This window comes from Filomicrobium insigne (genome assembly GCF_900104305.1).
Classification (GTDB): Bacteria; Pseudomonadota; Alphaproteobacteria; order Rhizobiales; family Hyphomicrobiaceae; genus Filomicrobium; species Filomicrobium insigne.
Map to the genome: position 1 here is coordinate 412,293 of NZ_FNJC01000004.1, position 25,907 is coordinate 438,199.

Sequence of the window (25,907 nt, forward strand, 5' to 3'; positions counted from 1 at the left end):
TGCCGTCAAATCCATTTTGTGAGGGATCATGCGACGGCTCGATGGCAAAATCATCGTGGTGACCGGTGCGGCTTCCGGCATTGGCCGGGGTATCGCGCATGTCTTTGCCGCTGAAGGTGGACATGTGCATGTCACAGACGTTGACGGCGACGGCGCGGAGCGGGTCGCTGGCGAAATCACGTCCAATTGGGGACAGGCGACGCCTTTCACCGTTGATGTGTCGCGGGGACAGGATGTCCAGGCTCTTTTTCGCGCGGTCGAAAGTGCCCATGGCCGTGCGGACGTCATCGTTAACAACGCCGGCTTAAATGTCCGTGCCGATTTCCGGCATTTGGCGGACGCGGAGTGGGAGCGCATTCGCGAAGTCAACCTGGACGGCGTCGTCCGCATCGCGCGCGATGGCTTTGGGCTCTTGAAGGCAGCCGGGAGCGGCTCGCTGATCAATATTGCCTCGATCATGGGGCATCGCGGGATGCGGCAGCTCGCGGCTTATTCAGCCTCGAAGGGTGCCGTTGCGGCGCTGACGCGCGCACTCGCTGTCGAATACGCGCCGTTTGGCATCCGCGTAAACGCTTTGGCACCGGGCTTTATTGAGACGGCGCTGACGGAGCGTGTGCTTCGCAACCCTATGGTAAACAGGGCTCTTCTCGACCGAACACCCATGCGGCGGTTTGGAACCAGCGAGGAGGTGGCCAAGGCGGCATTGTTTTTTGCCAGCGACGATTCCGCCTTCGTTACGGGGGCCGAATTGGCCGTTGATGGCGGGATGTCGGCCTCGCTTTGAGGCTTGGATCTGCTTTATGGGAGGCCGGGTGAAGCAAATTCGCGCGTCAATGTGCCGAAACCATTGAAAAGCTCTGGCCTTGGGTAGTAGGTTCGCGCGTTCTTAAGCGGCTGGTTGCCTTATGTGCCCTCGCCGCCCAATCTCTCGCAAGTCTAATCGACGAACAACAACAACCGAAAGGGGCAACCCATGCGCGTGTTCTATGATCGCGACGCCGACCTCAATCTCATTAAATCCAAGAAGGTAGCGGTCATTGGCTACGGTTCGCAGGGCCGTGCGCATGCACTGAACCTGCGCGACTCTGGCGTCAAAGATATTGTTATTGCACTGCGCCTCAGTTCGTCGACGGTCAAAAAGGCGGAAGCCGACGGCTTCAAGGTGATGTCGGTGGAAGAAGCCGCTGGCTGGGCCGATATGATGATGATGGCGACGCCTGACGAATTGCAGGCCGACATCTATCGGGACAATATCGCCGACAACATTAGGGACGGTGCAGCGATCGCATTCGCGCATGGTCTCAACGTTCACTTCAATCTCATTGAGCCGAAGAATACGGTCGACGTCGTCATGATCGCGCCGAAGGGTCCGGGACACACGGTGCGTGGCGAATATGAGAAGGGCGGCGGTGTGCCCTGCCTCATTGCAATCCATCAGGATGCGTCCGGCAATGCGCATGAACTGGCGCTGTCCTATGCGTGCGGCGTCGGTGGTGGCCGATCCGGCGTAATCGAGACGACCTTCAAGGAAGAATGCGAAACCGACCTGTTCGGTGAGCAGGTCGTGCTTTGCGGTGGCCTCGTTGAGTTGATCCGCGCTGGTTTCGAGACGCTGGTTGAAGCCGGTTACGCTCCGGAAATGGCGTACTTCGAGTGCTTGCACGAAGTGAAGCTGATCGTCGACCTGATCTACGAAGGCGGCATTGCAAACATGAACTACTCCATCTCCAACACCGCGGAGTGGGGCGAGTATGTTTCTGGACCGCGCATCATCACACCTGAGACGAAGGAAGAGATGCGCCGCGTTCTGCGCGAAATCCAGACGGGTCAGTTTACGTCGCAGTGGATGCAGGAATGCAAGGCTGGCCAGGCCCGCTTCAAGGGCATTCGTCGTCTCAACGACGCGCATCAGATCGAGGAAGTCGGCGGCAAGCTGCGCGGCATGATGCCCTGGATCAAAGACAAGGCTTTGGTGGATAAGTCTCGCAACTGATGCCTTGGCGCTCTAGCGCCGCGACGAAAGCAGACGCAAACTGCGCGCGCGAAAGCTATCCTTGAAGGAGTGTGATTTCATGCGCGTGGTGTCTGCTGTTGTTGCTGCCGCCGTGTTTATGGCTCTTATGCCGACTTCGGCGGTAATGGGTGCTGAAGGCGAGGCTCGGTCGATGAAGTCGTGGCCAAGCCCGACGCGCTCTGCCGGCAAAGACGAAAAAGTCTGTAAATATAAGTTCCCGAACGGCGAAAAGACCGTTTGGGTCTGCGATAAGTCGGTTCCGTGCTGTGCTTGGGATGAAATTCAATACGTGAAGTGCGGCACGACCTTCACCGGATGCCTCTAACCATCCTGCGATATCTCTAGAGTCTTACATGGCGCGTTTTCCCTATATAGTGGGAAACGCGCCAGCGGACTTTGTTGGCTGCCTTCGCTGCTGTGATGTAACGGTCGTCTGCTTATGTGCTGATGAGAATTGGCACAAAGTCTGAGTGGGACGCATTCTGATTTTTAGGGTGCTACCGGAAGACTCGCGCCACCGCGTCGGGGAGGGAGGTGTGTGGCGGTGCAGCAGCACGAGCCTTCCAGCAGCTACTCGTCCGCCCGTTGTCGCAGTCGCGACTTGGGCGGACGAGCATCCTAACAGGCGACGAAGAAGCGGGGACCTTCATCTCCTGTCATACGAGCGGTTCCCCGGTAAGGTCTCCACTCGAGCCCGGCGTGATCGGGCCTTGATGCGGCGCGCGCTCGCGCGCCGTCTATCTCGACAGCACAAACATCGGAAACTGCGGTCCGGCTCGGGCACAGGTGTGCCAAGGGGCCGAACGGCTATCTTGCAAATTCAGTGATGTTGGGTGTGATTGTCCCAAAAACCCCCTGAAAAGAATCCCGGAAGCGCAGCATTGCTTCAGGCCTTCTCTAGCGGCGCGTCAAGAACCCCCTGTCAGCGTCCGCTTGGTTAAGGATTTCAAGCTTCACCGGCGGCGGAAAATTGTTTCAATCGTGATAAAAAAGTGACGTGCAGTAAGATCTTTGAAATGTGCTGAAACAATGTTCACAAAAACACTTTTGCCGAATTTTTATACTCGAAATTGACGAATTCACTGGGCCAATTTCGGGTGCGAGGGCCGACCGGTCAATGTGGTGTGCTGTGTTTTTGTGATTCTGATGTGAGTGTGTTGCCCATCGGCCAATTCAGGCATCAGAGGGCACGGCTTATCGTGTCTTGTATTCTTTTCGAGGGGCGCAGTTTGATTGGCAAAGTGCCGTTTGGCGCGACGCGTGAGGTTCTGCGCGTTCGCAATTGTTGCTTATGTCTTGAGAGGTGTTCGTGGGACTTTGCGACGAACAGAGAGGCGGAAATTTCCGCGCACTGGGGGCGCCGAAAAGCTGAAAATCCCGACTTCTTCAATGGCGGTATTCTCGTAATGCAATCGCCGCGCATCGAGAGCGGCACGTTTTTCGCTGAGCTCATCCAGACGGATTTCAAGTCTTATCTGTTCTGGCGCGAGAGCGGATTTCCCGAGGCGGGTGTCTTTGACGGTTTTGGCGCTGCGCTCATCAGGTCGGCTGATGGGGCTGTTCTGCTGGGCCGGCAAGGGGCGGGCAACATCAATTCTGGATTGGCTTATCTTCCTGGCGGGTTCATCGATCCGCGTGATGTTCGGGAGGATGGTTCTGTCAGTATTGATGAGAGCATAGCTCGCGAGCTGGTGGAGGAAACCGGTCTTAATGCCGAGGAACTTCGACGTCGCCCGGGGTATTATGTGACGGTCTTCGGCGCCAAGATTTCGATTGCGGTTGAATACTGTTCCGCGCTTCCAGCGGATGCGTTGCGGCGCACGATGTTAAACAGGATCGCGACGCAGGACGATCCCGAGCTTGAGGATATTGTTGCGGTGAGCGAGAGGGATCTCATGTCGTCGAGCGCTATGGCAGACTATGTGCAGATGCTGCTACCGGCAGTCTTTTCCGCGCCCGGTGACTAATGCCGCTATAGGTCGGCCTATTCGTCGTATATGCCTTTAAAATCGCGACCGAATAAGGCAAAGTCCGCGCGATTTCCGGACCAGGGGCCGGAACTAAGCCAACGTTAGTAGCTACCCGGAGCCCTCGATACGGATGTCGCTGGAATTTCACACGATCGATGTTTTCACTGATAAGCGCTTCGGTGGAAATCCCTTAGGCGTTGTGCTTGGCGCGGATAGGCTCGATGCGCCGACGATGCACGCCATCGCGCGTGAAATCAATCTGTCGGAAACCGTCTTTGTAACGGCGGCTCAGAACCCAGCTCATACGGCACGTGTGCGCATCTTCACACCGGGGCAGGAGTTGCAATTCGCAGGGCATCCGACCATTGGCACGGCGATCTTGCTTGCGGATCTCAAGGAGCTCGCCGGTGCAAACGGCTGTGGCGATGCTATTGTGACTCTCGAATTGCCGATCGGGACAGTTCGCGTTGGCGTTCGGCATAAGGCGGGCGAAGCGACGTTCGCTGAATTTGAAGCTCCTAAGCTTCCGCAAGATGCGGGGGTGTTGCCGCCCCTCGAAAAGTTGGCGGCGGGGCTTGGTCTCATTCCCAGTGAGATCGGATTTGAAAATCATCGCCCCCGCTGCTTTGCGGCGGGAAACGCGTTTGCCTGCATTCCGGTCGCGTCGCTTGAGGCGATGGAAAAGGCTTACGTGAATACCTTGCATTGGTCCGCGGCGTTCGAAGAGCAGGGGCTTGCTGGTGCATACCTCTATACGCGCCAATGCGTGCATACGACGGCTGCGTTCCATACGCGTATGTTTGCCCCTGCGGCAGGTGTGCCAGAAGACCCAGCAACAGGATCCGCGGCGATCTGCCTAGCGGGGGTTATTACGGCGTTTGATGGTTTGCCTGACGGAACTCACAAACGCGTATTGGAGCAGGGCTTCGAAATGAACCGGCCCAGTCGGATCGTGATGAACCTCGTGGTGAAAGGCGGAAAGCTCAGCGTCGTCCGGATTGGGGGGCACGCTGTTCGTGTTATCTCTGGCCAGATTGAAGTTTGAATTGATCCCGCTTTGTCGGCCTTAGGCCTATGTCAAACGTAAAACCATTGCTCCGCAGGCGACGGCACTCACTGCGGCGACCCGACCGAGGGTGATGCGCTCGCTGAGGGTTATCCCGGCGATGGCTGTTCCAAACAGGATTGAGGTTTCCCGTAGCGCGGCGATGATGGCGACGGGGGCAAGGGTCATGGCCCAGAGCACCAATCCATATGATGCGAGTGTCCCAAAGCCGCCAATGAGGCCCAGGTGCCAATGGCGCGCAACATAGCGGGTGAATTTTTTGCGTTTTGCCACAAGCGCCCAGAGTGCGAAAAGGAAGCCGGTGAGCAGAAACATCCACATGTTGTAGGCTAAGGGCGCGCCGGATAGGCGCGCGCCGATCCCATCCAACAGTGTGTAGCCCGCTATGACTAGGGCATTGAGCATCGCGAGCGCTATACCACGGGTATTTGTTCCTCGGCTTCCGAAGGCCAGACTTAAGATCCCCAGGCAGATCGTTGAAACGCCGATCCAACCGGCGAGCGAGAGGTGTTCTCCGATCCAGTAGCCACTCGTCAGGGCAACAAGCAGCGGCGCGGTGCCTCTCATCAAGGGATAGGCCTGGCTCATGTCGGCGAAGTGGTAGGCCCAAGCGACCAGAGCGAAATAAGCGATATGTACAGCGACGGAGACGGCGATAAATGACCAGCTTTCCGGGGCGGGTTGGGTCACAAAAGGGAGCGCGAGAGCAGCTAAAAAGGCCGCCGAGCCGGTTACCATAGCCGTTGTTAGAAGTGTGTCCTCGGTGCCTTTAACGATGGCGTTCCAGGTGGCATGGAGTGCTGCTGCGAACAGGACGACTACAAAAACCGTTGCTGACATCACCCTGTTCCATTGGATTCCCGCGTACTATCTATCATGTGCTGATGGAAGAAATCTCGTTTACTATGAGACTTCCTCTTGCATTTTGTTAATTGCTTTGCCTTATTGCGGGGAGAGTTGGAATCCTTCCCGAAATCGGGACGCGGGAGCGCTGATCTCAATGCCGATGCATTGGACAATCGCTGAATGTGACCGTTCGCACGCCATTTTGGCGTGGCGGGATCCGCGGACGTGTGCGCTCGCTCTAGACCTGCTGCTTAGCAGCCCCTGAGCCTTAACGGGTCCCGGCCAATGGCTAATGTGGGATCAGTGCTCAGGGGTGATCGAATTGATCGAAGCCAGGCAACAATCTTGTGCAGGCTGACGCAGAATGTCGGGCCGGCCAGAGACGAGAGACATGAAATCAGATGACCAACGATAGCCAATCAGCTCAAAGCGATGCCGATCGCGTCGTAATTTTTGATACAACTTTGCGTGACGGCGAGCAGTGCCCCGGCGCTACGATGACCTTCGAAGAAAAGCTCGAGGTTGCCGAATTGCTCGACACCATGGGCGTCGACATCATCGAAGCTGGGTTTCCGATAGCTTCAGAAGGTGATTTCGAGGCTGTCGCCACGGTTGCAAACCGCGCCAAAAACGCAGTGATCGCTGGTTTGGCGCGCGCTATTCCGGCGGATATCGATCGCTGCGGGCAAGCGGTGAAGGGTGCGCGCCGCGGTCGTATCCATACTTTTGTTTCGACGTCCCCCATCCACTTGGCGCACCAGATGCGCAAGTCACAGGACGAAGTGCTCGAAATCATCACTGCGACCGTTACTCAGGCGCGCAACCTCGTCGAGGACGTTGAATGGTCGGCGATGGATGCGACCCGCACGCCGATCGAGTATTTGTGCCGATGTGTCGATGCCGCGATCGTTGCGGGTGCTACAACGATCAATCTGCCCGACACGGTCGGTTATGCGACGCCGCAGGAATATCGTGACATGTTCCTCGCGGTCCGCGAGCGCGTACCTAATTCCGATAAGGCTGTGTTTTCCGTGCACTGCCATAACGACTTGGGCTTGGCGGTCGCGAACTCTTTGGCTGGCGTGGCGGGCGGTGCGCGGCAAGTCGAATGCACGATCAACGGCATCGGTGAACGTGCGGGTAACGCGGCGCTTGAAGAGGTCGTTATGGCCATTCAGACGCGCGCCGACGTTCTCCCCTATCACACGAATATCGATACGACGTGGTTGTCGCGTGCGTCGCGGCTTGTGTCAGCGGTCACCAATTTCCCGGTGCAGTACAACAAGGCGATCGTTGGCCGTAATGCGTTTGCGCATGAAAGCGGTATCCATCAGGACGGCATGCTGAAGCATACGCAAACGTATGAGATCATGACGCCTGAATCGGTTGGGGTGTCCAAGACATCTCTTGTCATGGGCAAGCACTCCGGCCGTAACGCTTTCCGCTCGAAATTGAAGGAATTGGGATACGAACTGGGTGACAACCAGTTCGAGGATGCGTTCACCCGGTTCAAGGCGTTGGCCGACCGTAAGAAGCATGTGTACGACGAAGACATCGAAGCGTTGGTCGATGAAGAAATCGCGCACATGCACGATCGGACGAAGGTGGTGGCTTTGACTGTGATTGCGGGCACGATGGGCCCACAGACGGCGACTTTGACGCTGGACGTGGAAGGCGAGCATCGCACCGTTCAATCAATCGGCAATGGTCCTGTTGATGCAACTTTCAATGCCATTAAGGAGATCATGCCGCATCAGGGTTCGCTGCAGCTCTACCAGGTGCATGCCGTCACGCAGGGTACGGACGCTCAGGCGGAAGTATCTGTGCGATTGGAAGAAGATGGCCGCACCGTCACGGGACGTGGTGCGGACACCGATACATTGGTTGCGTCGGCCCGCGCCTATGTTGCGGCTGTGAACAAGCTGAAATTGACGCGAGAAAAAACGGCGCGTGCGCAAGCGCTCGGCTAAGCCGCAGCCTGTTCGTTAGGCTGCAATCAGTGTAAATTGCTGCATTGAGATTCGCGAGTAGTGGTTCGGGTTACGGCGCGTCGTATCCCGAACCGTTCGCTGTTCAGCTATGTGTCCTATTGGGTGCACTCTTGCTCGCATGTGCCGGCATTCGCGGTGATGTGCGTTTTTATAGATTTTAGATCAACGAGGCGGAACGCGTGGCGAGTGTCTTTTCCGATGACATCGCAATCGATCTCGGCACAGTGAACACGCTCGTGCACGTGATCGGGCGCGGCATCATCCTGGATGAACCCTCGGCGGTTGCGGTCAGCAATAGTGGTGGGCGGCGCGAGGTTTTGGCCGTCGGGCTCAAGGCCAAGGGCACGCCTGGGCGGGCGCCAGAGAATATTGAGGTAATCCGGCCGTTGCGCGATGGCGTCATCGCCGACTTCGTCGCGACTGAAGAAATGCTACGTCAGTTCATCAAGCGCACGAAGACGATGCTCGGGTTTCGCCGGCCGCGCATTCTCGTGTGCGTTCCTGCCGGTGCCACGCCTGTCGAACGGCGCGCCGTTTATGAATCAGCGTTGTCGGCAGGGTCGCGCAGAGTCTATCTCTTGGATGAGCCTGTGGCGGCCGCCATCGGTGCAGGGATGCCCGTTGACGAGCCTATCGGTTCAATGGTGATCGACATCGGCGGCGGGACGACAGACATCGGTGTGCTTTCGCTTGGAGGCGTGTTGCAGGCGCGGTCTCTCAGATGTGCTGGTAATGCCATGGATGAGGCGATTATCCGCTACGTTCGCCGACAGCATCAGCTGCTGATCGGAGAGTTGAATGCCGAGCGGATCAAGATTGAAGCTGGGTCGGCCCTTGTGAGCAGCGACGGCCGTGATCTCGACATCCACATTCGTGGCCGCGATCTGAGGCAGGGGCGCGCGAAGAGTATCGTGTTGGGCCCGGCGGACATTGCGGAAGCGCTCGATGGACCTATAGAGCTGATTGCAGAGTTTATTCAGAGGTCCCTCGAGGACCTCCCCCCGGAAGTTTCAGCAGATATCTGTAGCCGTGGCATATGCCTTACAGGCGGTGGCTCGCTACTCGATGGGCTTGATCAAGAGCTTGAGGCGCGCGTGGGCGTTGAATTCTTCCGGCCCGATAACCCGATGCACTGCGTTATTCGTGGTGCTGCAAAGGTCATGGAGCACTTGGGTGACCGTAGCCATTTACTGCTAACACCCTAGTGTATTTATACTTGCCGAAGGGCTGCGGGTCGCCTATATCCAGCACTTCGCATGGACATTCAAAGCGTCTGGACAGCGATTTCTCTCGGTGCTAACAAGCGCCGACGGGGGCCTGAAGGCCCCGCTTTCATTTGGTGTGGACCGGTAGCTCAGTTGGTAGAGCATCCGACTCTTAATCGGATTGTCGGGAGTTCGAACCTCCCCCGGTCTACCAAAGCGCTTTTTTCAAAACCTCGGAAAAGTTTGGGCCTTTAGCTTTGCGGGAGACGCGAAGGCATGTTGTTGGAGAACTGGCTGGCTTTTTCGGCGGCTTCAGCGCTTATGCTTGCGATTCCAGGACCGACAGTGCTGCTCGTCGTTACCTACGCTCTCACGCATGGGCGAAAGCCGGCGGCTGCGATTGTGGCAGGTGTTGCTCTTGGCGATCTCACGGCCATGACGGCTTCGATGCTGGGCCTTGGTGTGATGCTGGCCACGTCCGCCACGCTCTTCACCATTTTACGCTGGGTCGGTGGGCTGTACCTCATTTATCTCGGCATCAAGCTGTGGCGTTCTCCGGTTTATGTGTCAGAGGAGGTTGAGGCGCCGAAGATCAGTCTTGGCCGGATGTTCATCCACTCCTATACGGTGACAGCGCTCAATCCGAAGAGCATTGTTTTCTTTGTGGCGTTTGTCCCGCAGTTCATCGTTGCGAGCGATCCTTTCCTCCCGCAGTTGCTGATTATGGAGGCTACGTTTGTCACGTTGGCTGCGCTGAACGCTGCTTTGTTTGCGCTGTTGGCAGCGTCTGCCCGTACAACCTTACGAAGCCCTACAGTAAAGCGGACAGTCAATCGCATGGGGGGTGGGCTCTTGGTGGGTGCCGGGATTATGGCCGCGGGTTACCGCAAGGCCGCTTAGGATCCACCGCCCCGGGAACGGTTTGCGAAAATAATTGATTTGGGTGGCCCCGCTACCTCAAAGGGAAACGAAAGCGATAGCGGGGCCGAGGCGCACGACTAGGATGCGCTGGGAGCGTCAATCGGCTGGCTGCAGCCGATCGACTCGCCGTAGCTTAGGAAATTGGCTGGGGCTGGGTCCAATTCATCAGTTCTAATACTATGTAGCCAATATCCATTGCGCTGCGTTGTCCGACCCGAATGTCCCGACTTTGTGGTTTTTCGCGTAAGGGAGTTGAAACATGGTGTCCGCAGCTGACCGCGCAAAAATCATTCGTCCTGGCCAAACATATGTCGGTCAGCAAGGTTTTACCTATCAGGCTGGCGTGTCGCGGGGCACGGTGGGTGAGACGAGTGTTTGTATGAATGTGCTTCCCATGCCGCCAGGTGCGAAGGCCAAGGCGCATTATCACAAAGACATAGATACGATCGCGTATCTGTTGGAAGGGCGCTGTTCCGTCTTTTACGGCGATCAATTTGAACATCGCGTGGAGATGGTGCAGGGCGAGCAAATGTTTATGCCGCGGGATGTTCCGCACGCTCCCGTTAACGACAGTGGCGCGCCGTGCACTTGGATCGTTGTCCACTCTTCCGGAGATGATCAGGACGACATCATCATGACACCGCATCTTGATGCGCTGTTGCCAAAATTTTGAGATGCGCATCATTTGCCGATGTTCACTCGGAGCTGTCTGACTTCGGTGTGTTGTTCAAAGTGTCTTTCACGTAAAGCTCTGTGACTAAGAAATACGCGATGAGACCGAGGGGGCCGGCGACGAGAACGCCGACGGGGCCAAATAGCAGGCCGAGGGCAAGTATGCCAAAGAGGACCACAAAAGGCGGGATGTTCGCGACCTGCTGTTGAACCAGCGGTGTGATGATGAAGGACTCGAGTTGCTGAACGGCAAGAAACAGAACCGCAGTCCAAACCGCCATTTCCCAACTGACGCTTAAGGCGATGAGAAGTGCCGGGACGGCGCCAATCCAGGGACCAATGATTGGGATGAATTCCGTCAGTCCGGCAAAAAAGCCAACAGCTAGCGGGGCGGGGAGTCCGATTGCCCAGGCCCCCACCCCTGACAATAGCCCGACGAGCCCCATCGAAATAAGCTGTGCGCGCAGCCAAAGCTGCAGGACGCGTCCGCATTCACGCAACGCCGAATCTGCCTGACTTTGGCGATCCTTGGGGACTAGCAGCACGATACCGCGCCGATATGTTGTGGGATCGAAAGCTAAAAACATTCCTCCGACAATTACCAAAGCCAAGCTGACCAATCCGTTGAGGAGAAGGCTTCCGGCGGACATTATCTTGTCGGTTACGGAACGGACCGCCCCCATCACATCAGGGATTCCGTTTCTTAGCCCACTTGGGCGGGAGGCGGCGTTCGTCGATCCGCCCTCATTGGGAAGAAGTTGTTCGGCCTTTACGCCGAGCCGCTCTTCGACTTGTTCTAATGCGGCGGGCAGCTTCTGTCGTAATTCCCCGAATTGATTGTACAGTTGCGTACCGATCAAGACGGAGAAAAGTCCGATAAATGTGAGAAGCACCAAGCCGCTTATCGGTACCGACCATCGGCGGCTAAGAGATGTGAATTTTTCAATCGGGTGAGCTATCGCCAACAGTACGACTGCAAATACGACCGATGCGAAAGCAAGAAGGAGAGCTGCACGGATCTGCCAAAGAGCGAGAGCTGCCGCTACGACCAGTGCGCCAACAGAAAACACGATCAGAGCCCAGCGGGCGGTGCCCATGGCTGAGTCGTGATTATTTCGTGTCATGTGGTATCGGACTTTCGAGAATGTCTTTCATTGCTATGACGATGTGCGGCGAGGTTCTTACGTAACAGCTCAATCGGGTTTTAGGTGAGAACGTGTCTGCCGAACACGAACTAAGCGCGTCAGAAGCGAGTGACTTGGTGCGTTGGCTTGACCGGCTCGAACAGCCGTTCCGTAGGGGAACCGATTTAATCGGCCAAGGTTCCATGCTTGTTTAGGGCCTTGCTCGATTTGCTTGTTTCAACCCAGGCTGATGTCAATTTTTTTGTACTGGCCCTTTTTCCGTCGTGTTCAGCTGGCAGCGGTTTTCCAGCCGGACACGGATGGCCGGTGATGGGTGCTGGGGCACCAGTTTTTGTTGGGGGATTTTTGAAGTGGTATGGAAGGGTGGTAGGCGTACGGCGCACCGCGCGCAGGAGGATTCACTCGAGCAGGCGACACGGGGACGTTTGAGTGATGGAGGGTTATGGGCAACGCTGATTTCAGCGTTCGCGTTGGCCTTTTCCGGTTATAGTTTTTATGAATCCGTGCTGCGTTCGCCCGAACTGAGCGTGTATGTCCCGCCCCGGATCGAATATACGGATCCAGATTCTCCCGACAGTCCGTTTGAAGTTTTTGTGCTGCCGTTGACGGTCCTAAACGACGGGGCGCGAACCGGAACCGTCCTTTCAATAGATCTCGAAGTGACGAACCCTCGGCGGAATGAGGTTAAGCGTTTTTATGCCGCGCGAACGGGAACCTGGGGAACTCAACCGTTTCAGCCTTTTGCACCCGTGTCCCTGGAAGGCAAGGGTTCGTCTTCGCAAGCGCTGCAGTTTTTTCCGCGCTCGGGCGAACGGGTGGCGCGCATTCTGGATCTAGAGGCTGGCACCTATTCTTTTCGGTTGGTTCTCAATACGGCGACAACGTCGTCGTATCGTTTTCTTGAGCCAAAGACCAACCCGCTCGAGTTCGAGATGCAGATTGATCAACTCGACTACCGGAATTTTTCCGGTGCCGGGACAATGGCAATGTGGGCTGCAGATTACCGTCCTATCTCGTCGGGGAATTAGACTTCGCAACGATTTGCGATCAGTTATTTAAAAGTTTAAACCGCTCGGGTTCATACAATATGCGAAAGTGTTGCGTGTTTCCGCGCGCTTTACTGTTTTCGTCGCCGTCTCGTTTTTTGATGGGATTCGTCGCGCGTTCATAATGATCTTTACTGCCCGTTAAAGGCTCTCGTTTAACCAAAGCATCATGGTGGATTGGGGAGCTGATTAAATGTCCTCAAAGGTATGATGCCGCTCCACTATGCCGTGAAAGCCGGTATGTCCCAGTCGTTTTTTCCTCTCGAGTTTTAGGGGCAGTAAGTAAATGAACAGCATCAATACCAACTTCGCGGCAATGACCGCTCTGCAATCCCTCAATCAGACCAACAAGAGCATGATCGAGACGCAGTCGCGCATCTCGACAGGCTTTCGCGTTGGCCAAGCTTCTGACAACGCTGCATACTGGTCCATGGCCACCACCATGCGTTCCGACAACAAGTCGCTGTCAGCTGTCTCCGACGCGCTCGGTCTTGGCGCAGCGACGGTCGACGTCGCTTATGTCGCCATGGAAAAATCCATCGACGTCATGACGGACCTGCAGAAGAAGCTGGTTCTTGCCCGTCAGCCAGGTGCTGATCGCGCGAAGATCCAGACGGAAATCGATGAGCTGCAGAACCAGCTCCGGTCGATTGCAAGCTCAGCTTCATTCACGGGTGAGAATTGGCTGGACGTTGATACCACGGCAGGCTCCGGCTACACGGCAAGTGAGGAGGTCGTTGCGTCCTTCTCGCGGAGCGGCGGTAGTGTCTCGGTCAGCACGATCTCTATCGACGTTTCATCGACTTTCCTGTTCAACCAGAACGGAGCTGCAACCGCCGACGCACGTGGCATCCTCGCTTCGAACCGCGTTGCTGCGACGGGGGCGATTGGTGCTGCCGGCACGATCGTTATCGCCAGCACAGACGGCACGGCCGAGATGGATATCTCGGGTGCTGCAGTCACGGATGCAAACATCGACGAGTTCATCACGGCCGTCGATCAGGCCATGCAGGAAATGACGGATGCTGCAACGAACCTTGGTGCCGCCAAGAGTCGTATCGATCTGCAGTCTGAGTTCGTCTCGGCTCTGAGCGATGCCATCGATCGTGGTATCTCGACGCTTGTTGACGCTGACATGAACGAAGAGTCCACGCGTATGCAGGCACTGCAGGTTCAGCAGCAGCTTGGCATCCAGGCTCTGTCGCTGGCCAACCAGAACAGCCAGAACATTCTGTCGCTGTTCCGCTAAGCCTAGTTAGCGTACTCTCTTCCTGTACGCGCATGACGGCCGTGCTCATCCGAGCGCGGCCGTTATTGTTTTGTTGAAGGGGATCATTTGCTCCGCACGCTATATTGAAGATGTGAGTCCTGTAACGTCCGCGCTGGTGAGAAACGCAAAGAGCATGGTGCCTAGGTTCATATTGCACGCCGACGATATCGGCCTCAGCCGGGGGATTACCCGGTCTATCGTTGCGGCGATCGACGAGGGAGGTGTGCGTTCCGTCAGTCTCATTTGCAATGGGCTCGCGTTTGATGAGGCGATTGACGCTTTGGCCGTCCGGCCGCACGTTCGGGTGAGCCTGCATCTTAATCTTCTCGAAGGTCAGCCTTTAAGTGCGGCCGGGGAGGTTCCATTGCTCGTCGACGGCGAAGGTGCGTTATCGACAACGTTTCAGGATCTCGTTCGTCAGTGGATTGCGGGGGATCTGGTCAAGAAGCAGGCGCTCAGCGAACAGATAAAACGAGAATTTACGGCTCAGCTTGTTCGAGGGGGCGCGGCTTTAGCGGCTCTCCACCGGCCGGTGGATCAACTTCGCATCGACAGCCATACCCACATCCATGCTTTGGGGTTTGTTCTCGATGCCGTTCTCGCCTCTCGCTCGGCGGTGGACGTTGGTTATGTGCGCGTTCCGCGGGAGCCGTGGCATCTGTCCCCTGGTGTCGACAATCTGAAGACGGCGCTGGGTCTCAATACCGTCAAGTGGGGCGTGCTCAATCGCTTGGCGGGTTCTATGACTGGAAAATTGCAGGCTGCGGATATCCGATTTAACCCAGCCTTCCTTGGAGTGTTGCATACTGGAGCGATGACGGTTCCCGCAATTGAAGCGGGTGTTGCTGCAAGCCTCAGGTCATTGCAGCGGGCTGCTGGCGATCACGGTGAAGAGGCGGTGGAAGTTTTGCTTCATCCCGGTAAGGCTACCGCCGCAGAAGAGGATAAGTGGCGTCGGCGTCCCGAGTTGCGGGCCTATTACCGGTCTCCGCACCGAGATCTGGAGGCGCAAACGGCACGCGAACTCGTACGCTCCGAGGTGTTTGCAGCTTACTTCGAGGGCTCCTGAGTGAGGGGTAACGCCCTTACCAGTAATTTTTTCCAACACGATTTGCGGGTTTCCTGAGGAACAGCGCCTGCCTCACGCGCTGCCTAGGTTTGAGCCATCGGGTTCAAACAGGGCGGAAGGCGTCATGATCGTTCAGCAGGATACCTACAAAATAAAAGGTGGCCGGATCGGTGTGCTCCTCGTCCATGGTCTGTGTGGCAGCCCGACCGAGATGCGGTATGTCGCCAATGGAATGGCACGTCAGGGTTACACGGTCCATTGCCCGCGACTGGCGGGGCATGGCGGCAGTGTTGAGGATCTGAAGGCAACCAGCTGGCAGGATTGGTACAAGAGCGTAGAAGACGCGCTTTTCGAACTTTCCCAGAATTGCGACAGAGTATTTGTCGGAGGCCTTTCGACGGGTGCTGTTCTCGGTCTTCTGCTGGCAGCCCGCCACCCTGATAAGGTTCACGGATTGACGCTGTTTTCACCGACGCTCTGGGTGAATGGCTGGCTCATCCCTTGGTATATGCGCTTGTTTAAGCTTGTCCGATCCAAGCGCATCGCAAACCTCATCAAGTTTCCAGACCTTCACCCGCACGGGATCAAAGACGACCGTATCCGGCAGTTCGTAGTTCGTGCGCTGGTAGACGGCGAAACGGGGACATCAGGCTTGCGCAACACACCTGGCTGCGCGGTTCTGGAGCATCGCCGCCTTGTTTCGGCAGTGAAACGCGAAGTCCGCAAAATTCAACAACCCGCTCTTATTCTTCATCCGCGTGAAGACGACTACGCGCATCTAAACAATGCCTGGTATCTCCAGAGCAAGCTTGCGGGACCGGTCGAAGTGACCGTGCTGGAGGATAGCTACCACATCGTTACGGTCGATCGGCAGCGCGACGTTGTTGTTGAAAGATCTACGGTATTCATCGCTCGTCTCGTGGGAGACGCCGCTGAGGAGCGGGAGAGTACGGTGACACGCTTCAAGGTTTCTGTCGCAGCGTGAAGTCTTTGTCAGCTTTCAAGAAATAATTCGATTTCTGTATCTGTCGGAACAGCGGGTTCGACTGGTCAAGGGCACATTGCTTGGCAGGACATGAAGTTTTGCAGCGTTGGAACGCAGTGAAAAATTGATAGGGCGCTGGGCCGTCAGAAGGAGCTCGTCATGAATAAAGTTTTGACCGGGATTATAGGGGGCGCGTTTGCCGTCTTGGCCATCACTTCGAGTATTTCGCCGGTGCACGCCGGAGGTGGTGTGCGTCTCAATTTTAGTGGTCCGCTTGGTGTATTCAACGCGCATTCAAATGGTGCTCATTACAAATCAAGCTCTTCTCATCACACGCGCAACTTCAGTCACAAGCGCAAGAATGACATTGCGGCGCGTAAGGCGGCTGCGCGGCATGCGCAGATTACCGAGGCTAAAGAACGTGAGGCGAAACGCCGGAGGGCGGCACGGCTAAAGGCTGAAGAGCGTGCACGGAAGCTCGTCGCCGCACAGCGGGAAGACCAGAAGGTTGAGGTCGTTAGAGCTGAAGTTGCAACTGTGAAGGCGGCAGAGGTGCAAAAGGCCGTTCCCGTCAAAGCTTCAGCTGTTACCGGGGCTACTGCGCTTATTCCTGTCGTTGCGATCGACAACAATAGCCAAAGCGACACCGTACACCTGAAGACTATTGATGTTCGAACGGAGTCCCCAAAAGCGGAGATTGCGGACACACAGGTCGCGCATGTTCCTCCTCCTGAGCAAAGCATCAATAAAGAGCTGACGTGCAAGAAATTTGTGCCGAGTGCTGGCCTAACAATCAATGTGCCTTGCGGAAATCCATAAAACTTGTGGTGGTTGGCGCTGCGTTATCGGAACAACGGACGAAGCTGCCATTTTCATTAATCAAGATAGTGCGCGCGGAAATAAAAGCCCGTATTGATTAGGCGCGGCTGGTCTGCGGAGACGGGGAAGGACCGACTAACATGACAGCGAGCAAGGATATAAGTGAGACGGGTGGTGGGATGATTGCCCCGGCCGGAAATAGCAAACGTCTCCGGATGGCCCCGAAGCTGGCTTACCGAAACCTTTTCCATGATCGTTTGAGCTTGTTTGTTACGCTTGTCGGCATCGTCTTTTCTGTCGTCCTGCTCGCATTCCAATCAGGGATTTATCTCGGGATCGAACGTACGATTGCTGCTGTTATCGATCAGACGGAAGGAGAGCTCTGGGTCGTACCGATTGGGACGAAGAGCGTCGATGATCCATCGCTGCTGCCGGGCCGTGAAAGTTATGCGGTACTCTCAGTTCCGGGCGTAGCAAGTGTTGAAACATTGGTTATGGGTTTCTCCCGCTGGCGAAAGCGTAACGGCGGAGCGACGACGGTTTTGCTTGTCGGGTCGGATTGGACGCAGGGGGGATTTCGGCCCTGGAATGTCATTGAGGGGAGCGTGGAAGAACTAGCCGCTCCGAAGGCTGTTGCGGTCGACAAGACCTATTTTAAAGACCTCGATGTCACAGGGCTCGGCGATCCGGCAGAAATAAATGGTCAGACCGTCACCGTCGGCGCTGTGACAAAAGGCATCCGCTCCTTCACGACCATGCCTTATGTGTTTACAACCCTGGGCCGGGCCCAATCGATGCTGCGGGCCAATCAAGAACAGGGCGCCTACACGTTGGTGAAAGTTGAGCCGGATGCTGACATCGCGACGGTGCAGGCCCGGATACAGGAGCGTCTTCCTGATGTTGAGGTTCTCACGCGTGGAGAGTTTCGTTCGCGGAGTATCAATTATTGGCTGTTTCACACGGCCGCGGGGTCTGGGCTTATTGCAGGTACGGCGCTGGCATTGATCGTGGGCATCGTTATTGTCGCACAAACGCTTTATTCCAGCACCAAGGATCACATCAACGAATTTGCTACGTTGCGGGCACTTGGAGCTTCATCGCGTTATATCATTCAGGTCATTCTCCTGCAGGCCTTGTTCAGCGCTGTTGTGGGGTATGCCTTGGGCATGAGCCTGACGCTTGCAATATTTGCTGCGGCAAAGGGGACGACCCTCAATGTGGTAATGACACCGGGCCTCGCGCTGTTGTTGTTCCTCGTCACAATCGGCATGTGCACGATTGCTGCTGTTTCAGCGATCTTCAAGGTCACACGCATTGATCCGGCGGGGGTTTTCAGCCGCTAGGCTTCTTTTCCCCAGTGCGGCATCGTCGTCGCTTTGGTGTTGCGCTGGGAACTGCAGAAATTGCGGCATATCGAGATACTGACGTCGATTGCTACGAAATAAAAAGTATCCATCAGGAAGGACGATATGAACGATTTCAGTACGAGCGCTTCGGTTGCCGAACCGCTGCTCGTTGCCCGTCAAATTAAAAAGGTTTTTGGTACCGGTGCGGGTGAAGTGCAGGTTCTCAAAGGGATCGATCTCGACTTGAAGCCTGGAGAGCTGACATTGCTCATGGGGCCTTCGGGTAGTGGTAAAACGACATTGCTGTCGATCCTCGGATGTATTCTGACGCAAAACTCTGGAGAGTTAGAGATTGCCGGGCGTAACACGACCGGCATGTCTCCCGAGGAGATGGCTGACTTGCGGCGTCACCACATCGGCTTTGTATTTCAATCCTATAATCTTTTTCCGACGCTTACGGCATTGGAAAACGTGATGCTGGCCCTCGACGTGCGCGATCAGCTTCCGGCCGACGCACCACACAGAGCTGCGTCAGCGCTTAATGCCGTCGGGTTATCACATCGCATCAATACTTATCCGAGCAAACTGTCGGGTGGTGAGAAGCAACGCGTCGCGATAGCCCGTGCGCTTGCCGGTTCGCCCTCCGTGATTTTAGCCGATGAGCCCACCGCCGCGTTGGATTCTGAGAACGGACAAGCGGTTATGGCGTTACTCGCGGAAGTTTCCCGGGATACGAGCCGCGCTGTACTTGCCGTTACGCACGACCACCGGACGCTGAAATATGCCGATCGCATTATTCGTATCGAGGATGGTTTCATCGTTGGCGATGAACGGCCTTCGCAGGGTGAAATTGTAAATCATAACTCTGTAGGGGAGCACGCTGCTGCTGCGGCGAATGGGAGCCATGACCATGTTTAAGATCATAGGTGGAATCGCGGCGTTGGGCCTGGCAGCTTTCGCCGGCTATTGGGCGAGCAATCAGTATGGCGGTGTGAAGGCTTCTCCCGCTCCTGTCGCGGCTTCGGCAAAAGTTGCGTGGGTCGCAGCTGCTCCCGGACGCGTCGAACCTAAAGGTGGCGAGGTTGGAGTTGGCACGGCCATCATCGGCCGGGTTACAGAAGTGTCCATCAAGGTCAACGACGATGTGGAAGAAGGCCAGCTTCTCATCAAATTGGATGATGCGGAGGCCCGGGCACGCCTTGCTGCTGCGGAAACACAGGCGGATGTCCGCGAAAAAGCACGTGACGACCAGCAACTCAATTCCAACCGCAGAGATGTGCGGGATGCCGAGGATGAGGTCTACCGTGCGGAACGGGCTGTAACGGGTGCCAGGATCGAACTCGATTATGCGTTGAACGGGAAGCGTGACGGCAGCGTGAATGATCAGACGCTGGAGAATGCGCGGCGCCGTCTGCGTGAGGCGGAAGATCGCGTCCAGCGTGCTCGCGTTAAGGTCGCTCAGGCGCAGGCGGATTCGAAACTCCCTGCACCCAGCCAAGCGGAAGCTGCCGTCAGTGAGGCTCGTGCGCAAGTCGCTATCGCGGAAGCTTTACTCGATAAAACTCGTATTCGTGCCCCTCAATCTGGACGCGTACTTCAGTTGAAGGCGAAAACCGGTGAGATGGTGGCGCCCTCGCCAAGTGTGCCTCTAATTGTGATTGGCGACATGTCGGTCCTTCAGGTCACCGCTGAAGTTGACGAAGCGGATGTCTCTAAGATCTCGGTCGGTCAGGATGCCTACGTGAAGAGTGTCAGCTATCCCGGTCAGGAGTTTTCCGGAAAGGTCGTGAAGCTTGCCCCGGCGCTGTCCAACCCAGGTATTACGCAGCGTGGCCCACGGCGTCCGACGGATGTTGAGGTGTTGGAAGTTACGCTCGAATTCGCAGGGGACGTGCCGTTGTTGCCTGGCATGCGGGTAGATGCCTTTTTTCGTGAAAAATAAAACGGAAGGAACACCGGTCAGGGTGTTTCGTACGCGGATTGCATCTTTGGAATAATGCGTTTCTAGATAAAACGAAGTTACACTATGCCCACCAAACCCGCCCTTCGTGGCGGGTTTTTTGTTTATTTGTTTTTCGTTGTCGAGCAAGGAACAGCGCACCTCCACAAAAACCCGCACCTTTACAGACATACCGAGCGATGTCGCGACGGTGCGCGGCGCACGGACGTTTTCTTAAGTAGGAAGTTGCAGACATGTACGGTCACATCACGAAGTTTGATGAAAGATTGCAGGTCGGGGTTATCGCGACCAACGACGGACGGAAATTCCGTTTCAACAAGGATCAGGTCGTCAATCAAAACGGTCGCCTCGTCGGTCATGAAGTTGATTTCCTGGTTTATGGCGTGTGCCCTCTCGACATCATTCTGCTGACGGGGTCTCCGTGGCAGGTCTTTCAGCACGCATAGTCACATTCCAACTGGCTCTTTATTGGACAATCAGGAGAGGCATTCATGACGGCCGCGCCCACGTCGAACATGGATTTGAGTGATGTGCCACGGGCCGCGTCTGCCGATCTTTGGCTGCTGATCCAGATCATGGTTGAGTGTGAACATGGATTACTGTTCCTGCGCGGCGTGACCGACGTGGATCGCGCGAAAATTGAAGATCGCTTCTGGAATGATTTTGAGGGCGGCACTGAGCGTGGTGTTGTGGCGCTGATGCGTTTTTGGTGTCTCGTAGATATCTTTCAATCGCGTCGGTTGCGAGCGCTTCTAATGGCGCGCGGCTATGACATTTTTTATCCTGCAGTGGTGGCCGCAGCTCGGCTGCGGCTCAACCTTCATTGGGGCTTTAATCCGCAGCGCTTGATTTGGGCGCTAGCAACGGAGCGTCCCGCTTATTCAAGTGCCCTGCGTTTAGGAATTGAAGCTTCGCAGATGGGAATGGCGGCTTGAGTCATTCATTGCTCTGTTGTTTTTAGTGCTTGTTAAAACTGTGATTTTTCCGCTGTCGAAATAGATGGTAGATTAGGGCTCCCCCCTTTTTGTGGGGACGTTGTGTGGCGGTTGGGAAAGTCCCCAAATTGGATTTGATGATCAGCGGTTGATTGGAGAAAATCTTGCCCGCGTTACGGCGGGAACAGCGCGCAAGAGGTTGGGAGTATAATTTGGAAATCATCAAGGGCTCGACGGGCAAACCCCGTTGGATGACTAGGAGAGCAGGACGATGACGATTTCCAGATCAACTTCGATGGGTCTTTTTGCGGTCGCGACGATGATTGCTGTTGCTTCGTTGATTTCTGCAACGCCTGCGGATGCGCGCGGCCGTACCTTCTATTCGCAGGATTATAAGTTCAATAAGCCGATGCATGGCTTCGATGGTCGAGCGGCTGGTGGGTACTACTGTTCCTATCAACGGTTGCCGAACCGTGTTTGCTCCATCGTGAACGGCGAAGAGAAATGCAAGGTCAAAGGCTGGACGTTGCGCCAGTATTGTTACTGAGGTCCGTTTATTGAATAAGGCGCGGGAGTGGTCAGTTATATTGGGCCAAATTTACTTCGCGTACGCGGACCAAAGTAGGACCCCGAGGTAATGCCTCGGGGTCTTTATTTTGGCGGCTAGGACGGTGTTAGTCCGAACTCAATGTGTTTAGAAATGCGATAAGCGCCCGGCGTTCGGTCGCGGTCAGGTTCAGGTCCTGAACGATGTTTCGCGAGAGAGAAGGCCTTTCGGTGAAGCCCCCGTTGTAATGCTTGATGACGTCTTCCAGTGTGGTCTTTGATCCGTCGTGCATGTAAGGCGCGGAGTAACGCAATTCGCGAAGGCTTGGCGTCTTAAAGGATGTCTGGCTCGCGGTGTCGTCGGACTGATGGTCGGTGCTGCCAGCGGATGCGGGTAGTCCTATATCGTGGAGCCGGTCGTCGGTGAATCTCCAGCTGCCATGGCAGGCTACGCATCCTGCACGTCCGACAAATAGCGCAAAGCCTTGCTGTTCGTAGGTGCTCAGGGCGTTGGCTTCACCTGCGATAAATCGGTCAAAGCGAGTCACAGGCGAGATTAACGTGCGCTCATAGGCTGCGAGCGCTTCGACAATATGGTCCGGCGTTACTGGATCGGTTGTGGTCGTTTGAGGAAAAGCCCTTTCAAACAGCTCAGTGATTGCTGAATCAGCTTTGAGCCGCGCGGTGATCTCCGGCCAGTTGCCCGCCATTTCAAGCGCATTGAGGATAGGGCCGGAGGCCTGCTCTTCAAGGGATTGCGCACGGCCGTCCCAGAAAAACCGCTTGGCCCAAGCCAGGTTTTGCAGACTGGGGACGTTGCGCGTGAGGTCCTTGCCATCGCGTCCAGGGCCGCGCGCTTTTCCGTTGCTGTAGCCGAGGTCGGCTTGGTGGCACGTGGCACAATTGCGATCTTGGGGGCCGGAGAGGCGGGTGTCATGGAAGAGCAATTTTCCCAATTCCACCTTCGCCGAGGTTGAGGGGGTATTCGGCGGCGTGGGAATTGTTTTGGGTCTTGTGAAGATATTTCGCCAAGCGTCCATCAGAACCGGCTTGTCTGCCGGAGCGGCCTGAATTGGGGCGAGACTGTATGACGCCGACCCGACGACGAGCAGGGCCAGGATGCAGCGGACTTTTGCAGAGTGTATGGACATGCCGGTGCGTATCAAGCGCGCTCGCATTGCGTTCAGTCGTCCTCCGGTGCGGCGCAGCAGTCGCGATACTGATGTGTCCTGCCCTTGCGGTCGGTGATTTCGTAGCTTTGGTCTTGTCCGTTCCCGCGAATGTAACCGGGACCGATCGGGACTTTGCCGTATCCGCCTGGGATGTCGAGAATGTAGGTCGGCATCGCGAGGCCCGACAAACGCTGACGCAGTTCCCCGACGATCTCTTGTCCTCGCGCGATAGGCAGGCGGAAGTGTGTGGTGCCAGGGGCCAAATCCGGATGATGCAGATAGTAGGGCTTGATCCGCATTTCGACAAAGGTCCGCATCAATGTCTCGAGCGTATCTGCGTCGTCGTTGACGCCTTTCAGCAAGACGCTCTGGCTAATCATGACGACGCCGGCGTCGATGAGACTCGCACATGCAGCGCGTGCGGTATTGGTTAGTTCTCTGGGATGATTGGCATGGAGTGCGATGTAGACGGATTTCTCCGGCGAACGTAGTGCCTGAACCATTGCGGTATCTATGCGGTCCGGATCGACGACGGGCACGCGTGAGTGCCAGCGGATGACGCGTACGTGGGGAATGCCAGTGAGTCGTTGCGTGATTTCCCGGACGCGTCGTGGCGGCAGAACTAACGGGTCGCCGCCTGTCAGGATGACTTCCCAGATCTCGGGATGCTGCGCGATGTACCCGATTGCCTTTTCGAGTTCGCTGCTCGTGAGTTGGCCGTTATGACCGGGGCCGATGGTTTCGCGTCGAAAGCAAAAGCGGCAATAGACTGGGCAGACGCTTACCGGTTTCAGTAGGCAGCGGTCGGCGTAGCGATGCACGATGCCCTTGATTGGGGCATAGGTGTCGTCGCCAATGGGGTCGTCTTGCTCCTCGGGATGCCGATCGAGTTCCGCCATGCTCGGTACGAATTGTGCGGCGATCGGGTCCTTATGCCCGGCAGTAGGATCGATCAACGTTGCGATCGTTGGAGTAATGGCGAGCGCATAGTGTTGCGTCAGCCGTTCAAGGTCATCGTGCTGATCTGGAGGTGTAAGACCGGCAACGATCAACTGGCCCACTGTCTTGATCGGTTGGTCGGTCGTGCTCATTGTGGGAGGGGTGTCCAGATAACCTGATCGATGCGTTGTGCACCGGTTGCCAGCATCACTACACGGTCGAAGCCCAGCGCGCAGCCGGATGCTGGTGGCATGGTTTCGAGGGCTGCCAGAAAATCTTCGTCGATTGGGTAGCGTTCATTGTAGATGCGCTCTTTGTCATCCATAGCCGCACGGAAACGCGCGTGTTGTTCAGCAGGGTTGGTGAGTTCGCCAAAGCCATTCGCAAGTTCGACGCCGCAAACATAGAGCTCGAAACGCTCCGCTAGCCTCTCGTCGTCGGGTTTGCGTTGTGCCAGTGCGGCTTCGCACGCGGGATAGTCCGTCAGCAGTACGGGGTGGTCCATTCCCAATTGCGGTTCCACCTTAGCCGTCAGCACGCGGGAAAATATATCGGACCAAGTGTCGTCCTCCGCGCAAGCGATCCCAATGGCGGTTGCGGCGCGATAGAGCGCGTCACGGTCGGTCGTCGTGGCATCAAATGTCGTTTGCAGGTTGATGCCAGCGTGTCGCAAGAAAGCCTCGCAGACGCTGAGGTTCTCTGGTTCGGCTAACGGATTACATGTGCGTCCGCGCCATTGAATCGTCTCTAGACCGGTTGTTTTGGCCGCGATTCGGAGGATTTCGATGCAATCGGCCATAACGCGTTTGAAGGGTTCGTCCGCCCGATACCATTCCAACATCGTGAATTCAGGGTGGTGCAGGGAGCCCCGCTCGCGATTTCGGAACACGGGTGCGAAGGTAAATATGTTGCGTTCTCCCGCAGCGAGCAGTTTTTTGCAGGCAAACTCGGGGCTTGTGTGTAGATAGTAGTCGCCAATACCGAGATCGGTACCAATAAGCTCGGTCCGGAATGCGTGCAGATGGGTCTCGTTGCCGGGGGAAATCTGCAGGCAGGCGGTGTCCACCTCAACGAAATCCTGCTCGTGGAACCAGTTGCGTACTAAGCGCTTGATCTTGTTGCGCGCGAGAAGGATTGGGCGTCGATCGGTGTGGTAGGCGGGACGCCACCAGGGTGTTGAGGGGGACATGGGCAGGTTCTTTGAGGTGCGAAGATCGCGCTTAGGGTCGGCGCACTTGGCCTGGGGCGTGTGAACAGGTAGAAACCGGCGATCCGGTATCAATTCAAGCGGCCTGACCGCTGCGGAGCCCGTAAGCCCGCGCGTCCAGGGGCGAACAACAATGGAGACTGATGTGCCTAAGATTATCGCAAGCTCGGTGCGCAAAGGCAACGTGCTCGATCTCGACGGGAAGCTTGCTGTCGTGATGAACGCGGAAAATATTCATCCGGGCAAGGGAACTCCCGTTACGCATCTCGAAATGCGCCGCATCGCGGATGGCGTCAAAATTGTTGAGCGGTACCGGACGACGGACCAGGTTGAGCGCGCTTTTGTTGAGGAGATCGACTACAACTACCTCTTCGAAGACGAGAGTGGGTATACGTTCATGCACCCTGAAACCTACGATCAAATCGTAGTGCCGAAGGATGTCATCGGAGATCAGGCCGTCTGGCTTGACGAGAACATGACCTGCACGATCTCGCTGCATGAAGGTAATCCGATTGCCATCGAACTGCCGCAGCGCGTCACGTTTGAAATTGTTGAGGCCGATCCTGTCGTAAAAGGTCAGACAGCATCTTCGTCATATAAGCCGGCCGTACTTTCTAACGGTGCCCGCATTATGGTTCCGCCACACATTGGAAGCGGTACGCGCGTCGTTGTCATGACGGCGGACGGCTCCTACGTCGAGCGTGCCAAGGACTGATCTCAAGATAATAGCGATGAAGCGCGGAGTTTTCGATCTTGCGCTTAAGTAACTTCTAGCGGCGCACA

General features: G+C 56.2%; 26 protein-coding genes and 1 tRNA gene. 22 read left to right on the plus strand and 5 right to left on the minus strand.

Translation table 11 applies throughout. The features are described from left to right. Positions 1–28 precede the first annotated feature (28 nt). From BLS30_RS15600 to BLS30_RS15620, 5 genes are all read left to right on the plus strand, one after another. Entirely contained in the window at positions 29–784 is a 756-nt protein-coding gene (locus BLS30_RS15600; protein ID WP_090230140.1) for an SDR family NAD(P)-dependent oxidoreductase, read from the plus strand. 189 nt (positions 785–973) lie between these two features. Continuing rightward, a complete protein-coding gene (ilvC, locus tag BLS30_RS15605; RefSeq protein ID WP_046478460.1) occupies positions 974–1,993 on the plus strand; it encodes a ketol-acid reductoisomerase in 1,020 nt (339 codons plus the stop codon). Between the two features lie 79 nt (positions 1,994–2,072). Then, a complete protein-coding gene (locus tag BLS30_RS15610; protein WP_046478461.1) occupies positions 2,073–2,339 on the plus strand; it encodes a hypothetical protein in 267 nt (88 codons plus the stop codon). 874 nt (positions 2,340–3,213) lie between these two features. Continuing rightward, a complete protein-coding gene (locus BLS30_RS15615; RefSeq protein WP_139165377.1) occupies positions 3,214–3,981 on the plus strand; it encodes an NUDIX hydrolase in 768 nt (255 codons plus the stop codon). A 133-nt stretch (positions 3,982–4,114) separates the two neighbouring features. Further along, on the plus strand, positions 4,115–5,029 hold the full coding sequence (locus tag BLS30_RS15620) for a PhzF family phenazine biosynthesis protein (RefSeq protein WP_046478462.1): 915 nt from the start codon (positions 4,115–4,117) through the stop codon (positions 5,027–5,029). A 27-nt stretch (positions 5,030–5,056) separates the two neighbouring features. Here BLS30_RS15620 and BLS30_RS15625 read toward each other — a convergent pair whose 3' ends face one another. Further along, the gene (locus BLS30_RS15625) at positions 5,057–5,890 is read right to left on the minus strand and encodes an EamA family transporter (protein WP_090230145.1); all 834 of its coding nucleotides are present in this window, start codon (positions 5,888–5,890) and stop codon (positions 5,057–5,059) included. Between the two features lie 407 nt (positions 5,891–6,297). On the opposite strand from BLS30_RS15625, the gene BLS30_RS15630 reads away from it, so the two are divergent. From BLS30_RS15630 to BLS30_RS15650, 5 genes are all read left to right on the plus strand, one after another. Then, positions 6,298–7,866 (plus strand): 2-isopropylmalate synthase, encoded by a 1,569-nt coding sequence (locus BLS30_RS15630; protein WP_090230149.1) that lies wholly within the window; start codon positions 6,298–6,300, stop codon positions 7,864–7,866. A gap of 200 nt (positions 7,867–8,066) precedes the next feature. After that, positions 8,067–9,092, plus strand: a complete 1,026-nt coding sequence (mreB, locus tag BLS30_RS15635; protein WP_090230152.1) for a rod shape-determining protein — start codon at positions 8,067–8,069, stop codon at positions 9,090–9,092. Between the two features lie 138 nt (positions 9,093–9,230). Continuing rightward, positions 9,231–9,306, plus strand: a tRNA-Lys gene (locus BLS30_RS15640). Between the two features lie 62 nt (positions 9,307–9,368). Then, on the plus strand, positions 9,369–9,992 hold the full coding sequence (locus BLS30_RS15645) for a LysE family translocator (RefSeq protein WP_090230155.1): 624 nt from the start codon (positions 9,369–9,371) through the stop codon (positions 9,990–9,992). A 280-nt stretch (positions 9,993–10,272) separates the two neighbouring features. Beyond that, on the plus strand, positions 10,273–10,686 hold the full coding sequence (locus BLS30_RS15650; RefSeq protein WP_090230158.1) for a cupin domain-containing protein: 414 nt from the start codon (positions 10,273–10,275) through the stop codon (positions 10,684–10,686). A 22-nt stretch (positions 10,687–10,708) separates the two neighbouring features. Here the strand turns inward: BLS30_RS15650 and BLS30_RS15655 are convergent, their stop codons facing one another. Next, entirely contained in the window at positions 10,709–11,809 is a 1,101-nt protein-coding gene (locus BLS30_RS15655) for an AI-2E family transporter (protein WP_082101161.1), read from the minus strand. Positions 11,810–12,180: 371 nt separating this feature from the next. Between BLS30_RS15655 and BLS30_RS15660 the strand changes: the two genes are divergently transcribed. The 11 genes from BLS30_RS15660 (at position 12,181) to BLS30_RS15710 (ending at position 21,807) form a co-directional block, all read left to right on the plus strand. Next, positions 12,181–12,858 carry a hypothetical protein gene (locus tag BLS30_RS15660; RefSeq protein WP_139165378.1) on the plus strand — a complete coding sequence of 226 codons (678 nt, stop codon included), beginning with the start codon at positions 12,181–12,183 and terminating at the stop codon, positions 12,856–12,858. A gap of 304 nt (positions 12,859–13,162) precedes the next feature. Next, a complete protein-coding gene (locus BLS30_RS15665) occupies positions 13,163–14,125 on the plus strand; it encodes a flagellin N-terminal helical domain-containing protein (protein WP_046478483.1) in 963 nt (320 codons plus the stop codon). A 154-nt stretch (positions 14,126–14,279) separates the two neighbouring features. Continuing rightward, positions 14,280–15,215, plus strand: coding sequence for a carbohydrate deacetylase (locus BLS30_RS15670; RefSeq protein WP_090230160.1), 936 nt, complete (start codon positions 14,280–14,282; stop codon positions 15,213–15,215). A gap of 124 nt (positions 15,216–15,339) precedes the next feature. Next, entirely contained in the window at positions 15,340–16,200 is an 861-nt protein-coding gene (locus BLS30_RS15675; RefSeq protein ID WP_090230163.1) for an alpha/beta hydrolase, read from the plus strand. Positions 16,201–16,359: 159 nt separating this feature from the next. Next, entirely contained in the window at positions 16,360–17,019 is a 660-nt protein-coding gene (locus BLS30_RS15680; RefSeq protein ID WP_090230166.1) for a hypothetical protein, read from the plus strand. Between the two features lie 140 nt (positions 17,020–17,159). After that, positions 17,160–18,362: an ABC transporter permease gene (locus tag BLS30_RS15685; protein ID WP_342027552.1), complete on the plus strand. Its 1,203-nt coding sequence runs from the start codon at positions 17,160–17,162 to the stop codon at positions 18,360–18,362. 126 nt (positions 18,363–18,488) lie between these two features. Continuing rightward, on the plus strand, positions 18,489–19,283 hold the full coding sequence (locus tag BLS30_RS15690; protein WP_090230168.1) for an ABC transporter ATP-binding protein: 795 nt from the start codon (positions 18,489–18,491) through the stop codon (positions 19,281–19,283). Continuing rightward, the gene (locus BLS30_RS15695) at positions 19,276–20,307 is read left to right on the plus strand and encodes an HlyD family secretion protein (protein ID WP_170832494.1); all 1,032 of its coding nucleotides are present in this window, start codon (positions 19,276–19,278) and stop codon (positions 20,305–20,307) included. The genes BLS30_RS15690 and BLS30_RS15695 overlap by 8 nt, the downstream gene beginning before the upstream one ends. Before the next feature lie 251 nt (positions 20,308–20,558). Next, the gene (locus BLS30_RS15700; RefSeq protein ID WP_046478488.1) at positions 20,559–20,771 is read left to right on the plus strand and encodes a hypothetical protein; all 213 of its coding nucleotides are present in this window, start codon (positions 20,559–20,561) and stop codon (positions 20,769–20,771) included. Positions 20,772–20,816: 45 nt separating this feature from the next. Continuing rightward, a complete protein-coding gene (locus BLS30_RS15705) occupies positions 20,817–21,260 on the plus strand; it encodes a hypothetical protein (protein WP_090230174.1) in 444 nt (147 codons plus the stop codon). 271 nt (positions 21,261–21,531) lie between these two features. After that, positions 21,532–21,807 (plus strand): hypothetical protein, encoded by a 276-nt coding sequence (locus BLS30_RS15710; RefSeq protein ID WP_244464916.1) that lies wholly within the window; start codon positions 21,532–21,534, stop codon positions 21,805–21,807. A 127-nt stretch (positions 21,808–21,934) separates the two neighbouring features. On the opposite strand, the gene BLS30_RS15715 is transcribed toward BLS30_RS15710, so the two are convergent. The 3 genes from BLS30_RS15715 to epmA are packed head-to-tail and all read right to left on the minus strand — an operon-like array spanning position 21,935 to position 25,106. Continuing rightward, positions 21,935–22,957 carry a cytochrome-c peroxidase gene (locus tag BLS30_RS15715; protein ID WP_170832495.1) on the minus strand — a complete coding sequence of 341 codons (1,023 nt, stop codon included), beginning with the start codon at positions 22,955–22,957 and terminating at the stop codon, positions 21,935–21,937. 32 nt (positions 22,958–22,989) lie between these two features. Next, entirely contained in the window at positions 22,990–24,069 is a 1,080-nt protein-coding gene (locus tag BLS30_RS15720) for a lysine-2,3-aminomutase-like protein (RefSeq protein WP_046478491.1), read from the minus strand. Further along, positions 24,066–25,106, minus strand: a complete 1,041-nt coding sequence (gene epmA, locus BLS30_RS15725) for an EF-P lysine aminoacylase EpmA (RefSeq protein ID WP_090230179.1) — start codon at positions 25,104–25,106, stop codon at positions 24,066–24,068. Before epmA ends, BLS30_RS15720 begins: the two co-directional genes overlap by 4 nt. 163 nt (positions 25,107–25,269) lie before the next feature. On the opposite strand from epmA, the gene efp reads away from it, so the two are divergent. Then, positions 25,270–25,839, plus strand: a complete 570-nt coding sequence (gene efp, locus BLS30_RS15730; RefSeq protein WP_046501069.1) for an elongation factor P — start codon at positions 25,270–25,272, stop codon at positions 25,837–25,839. Positions 25,840–25,907 lie beyond the last annotated feature (68 nt).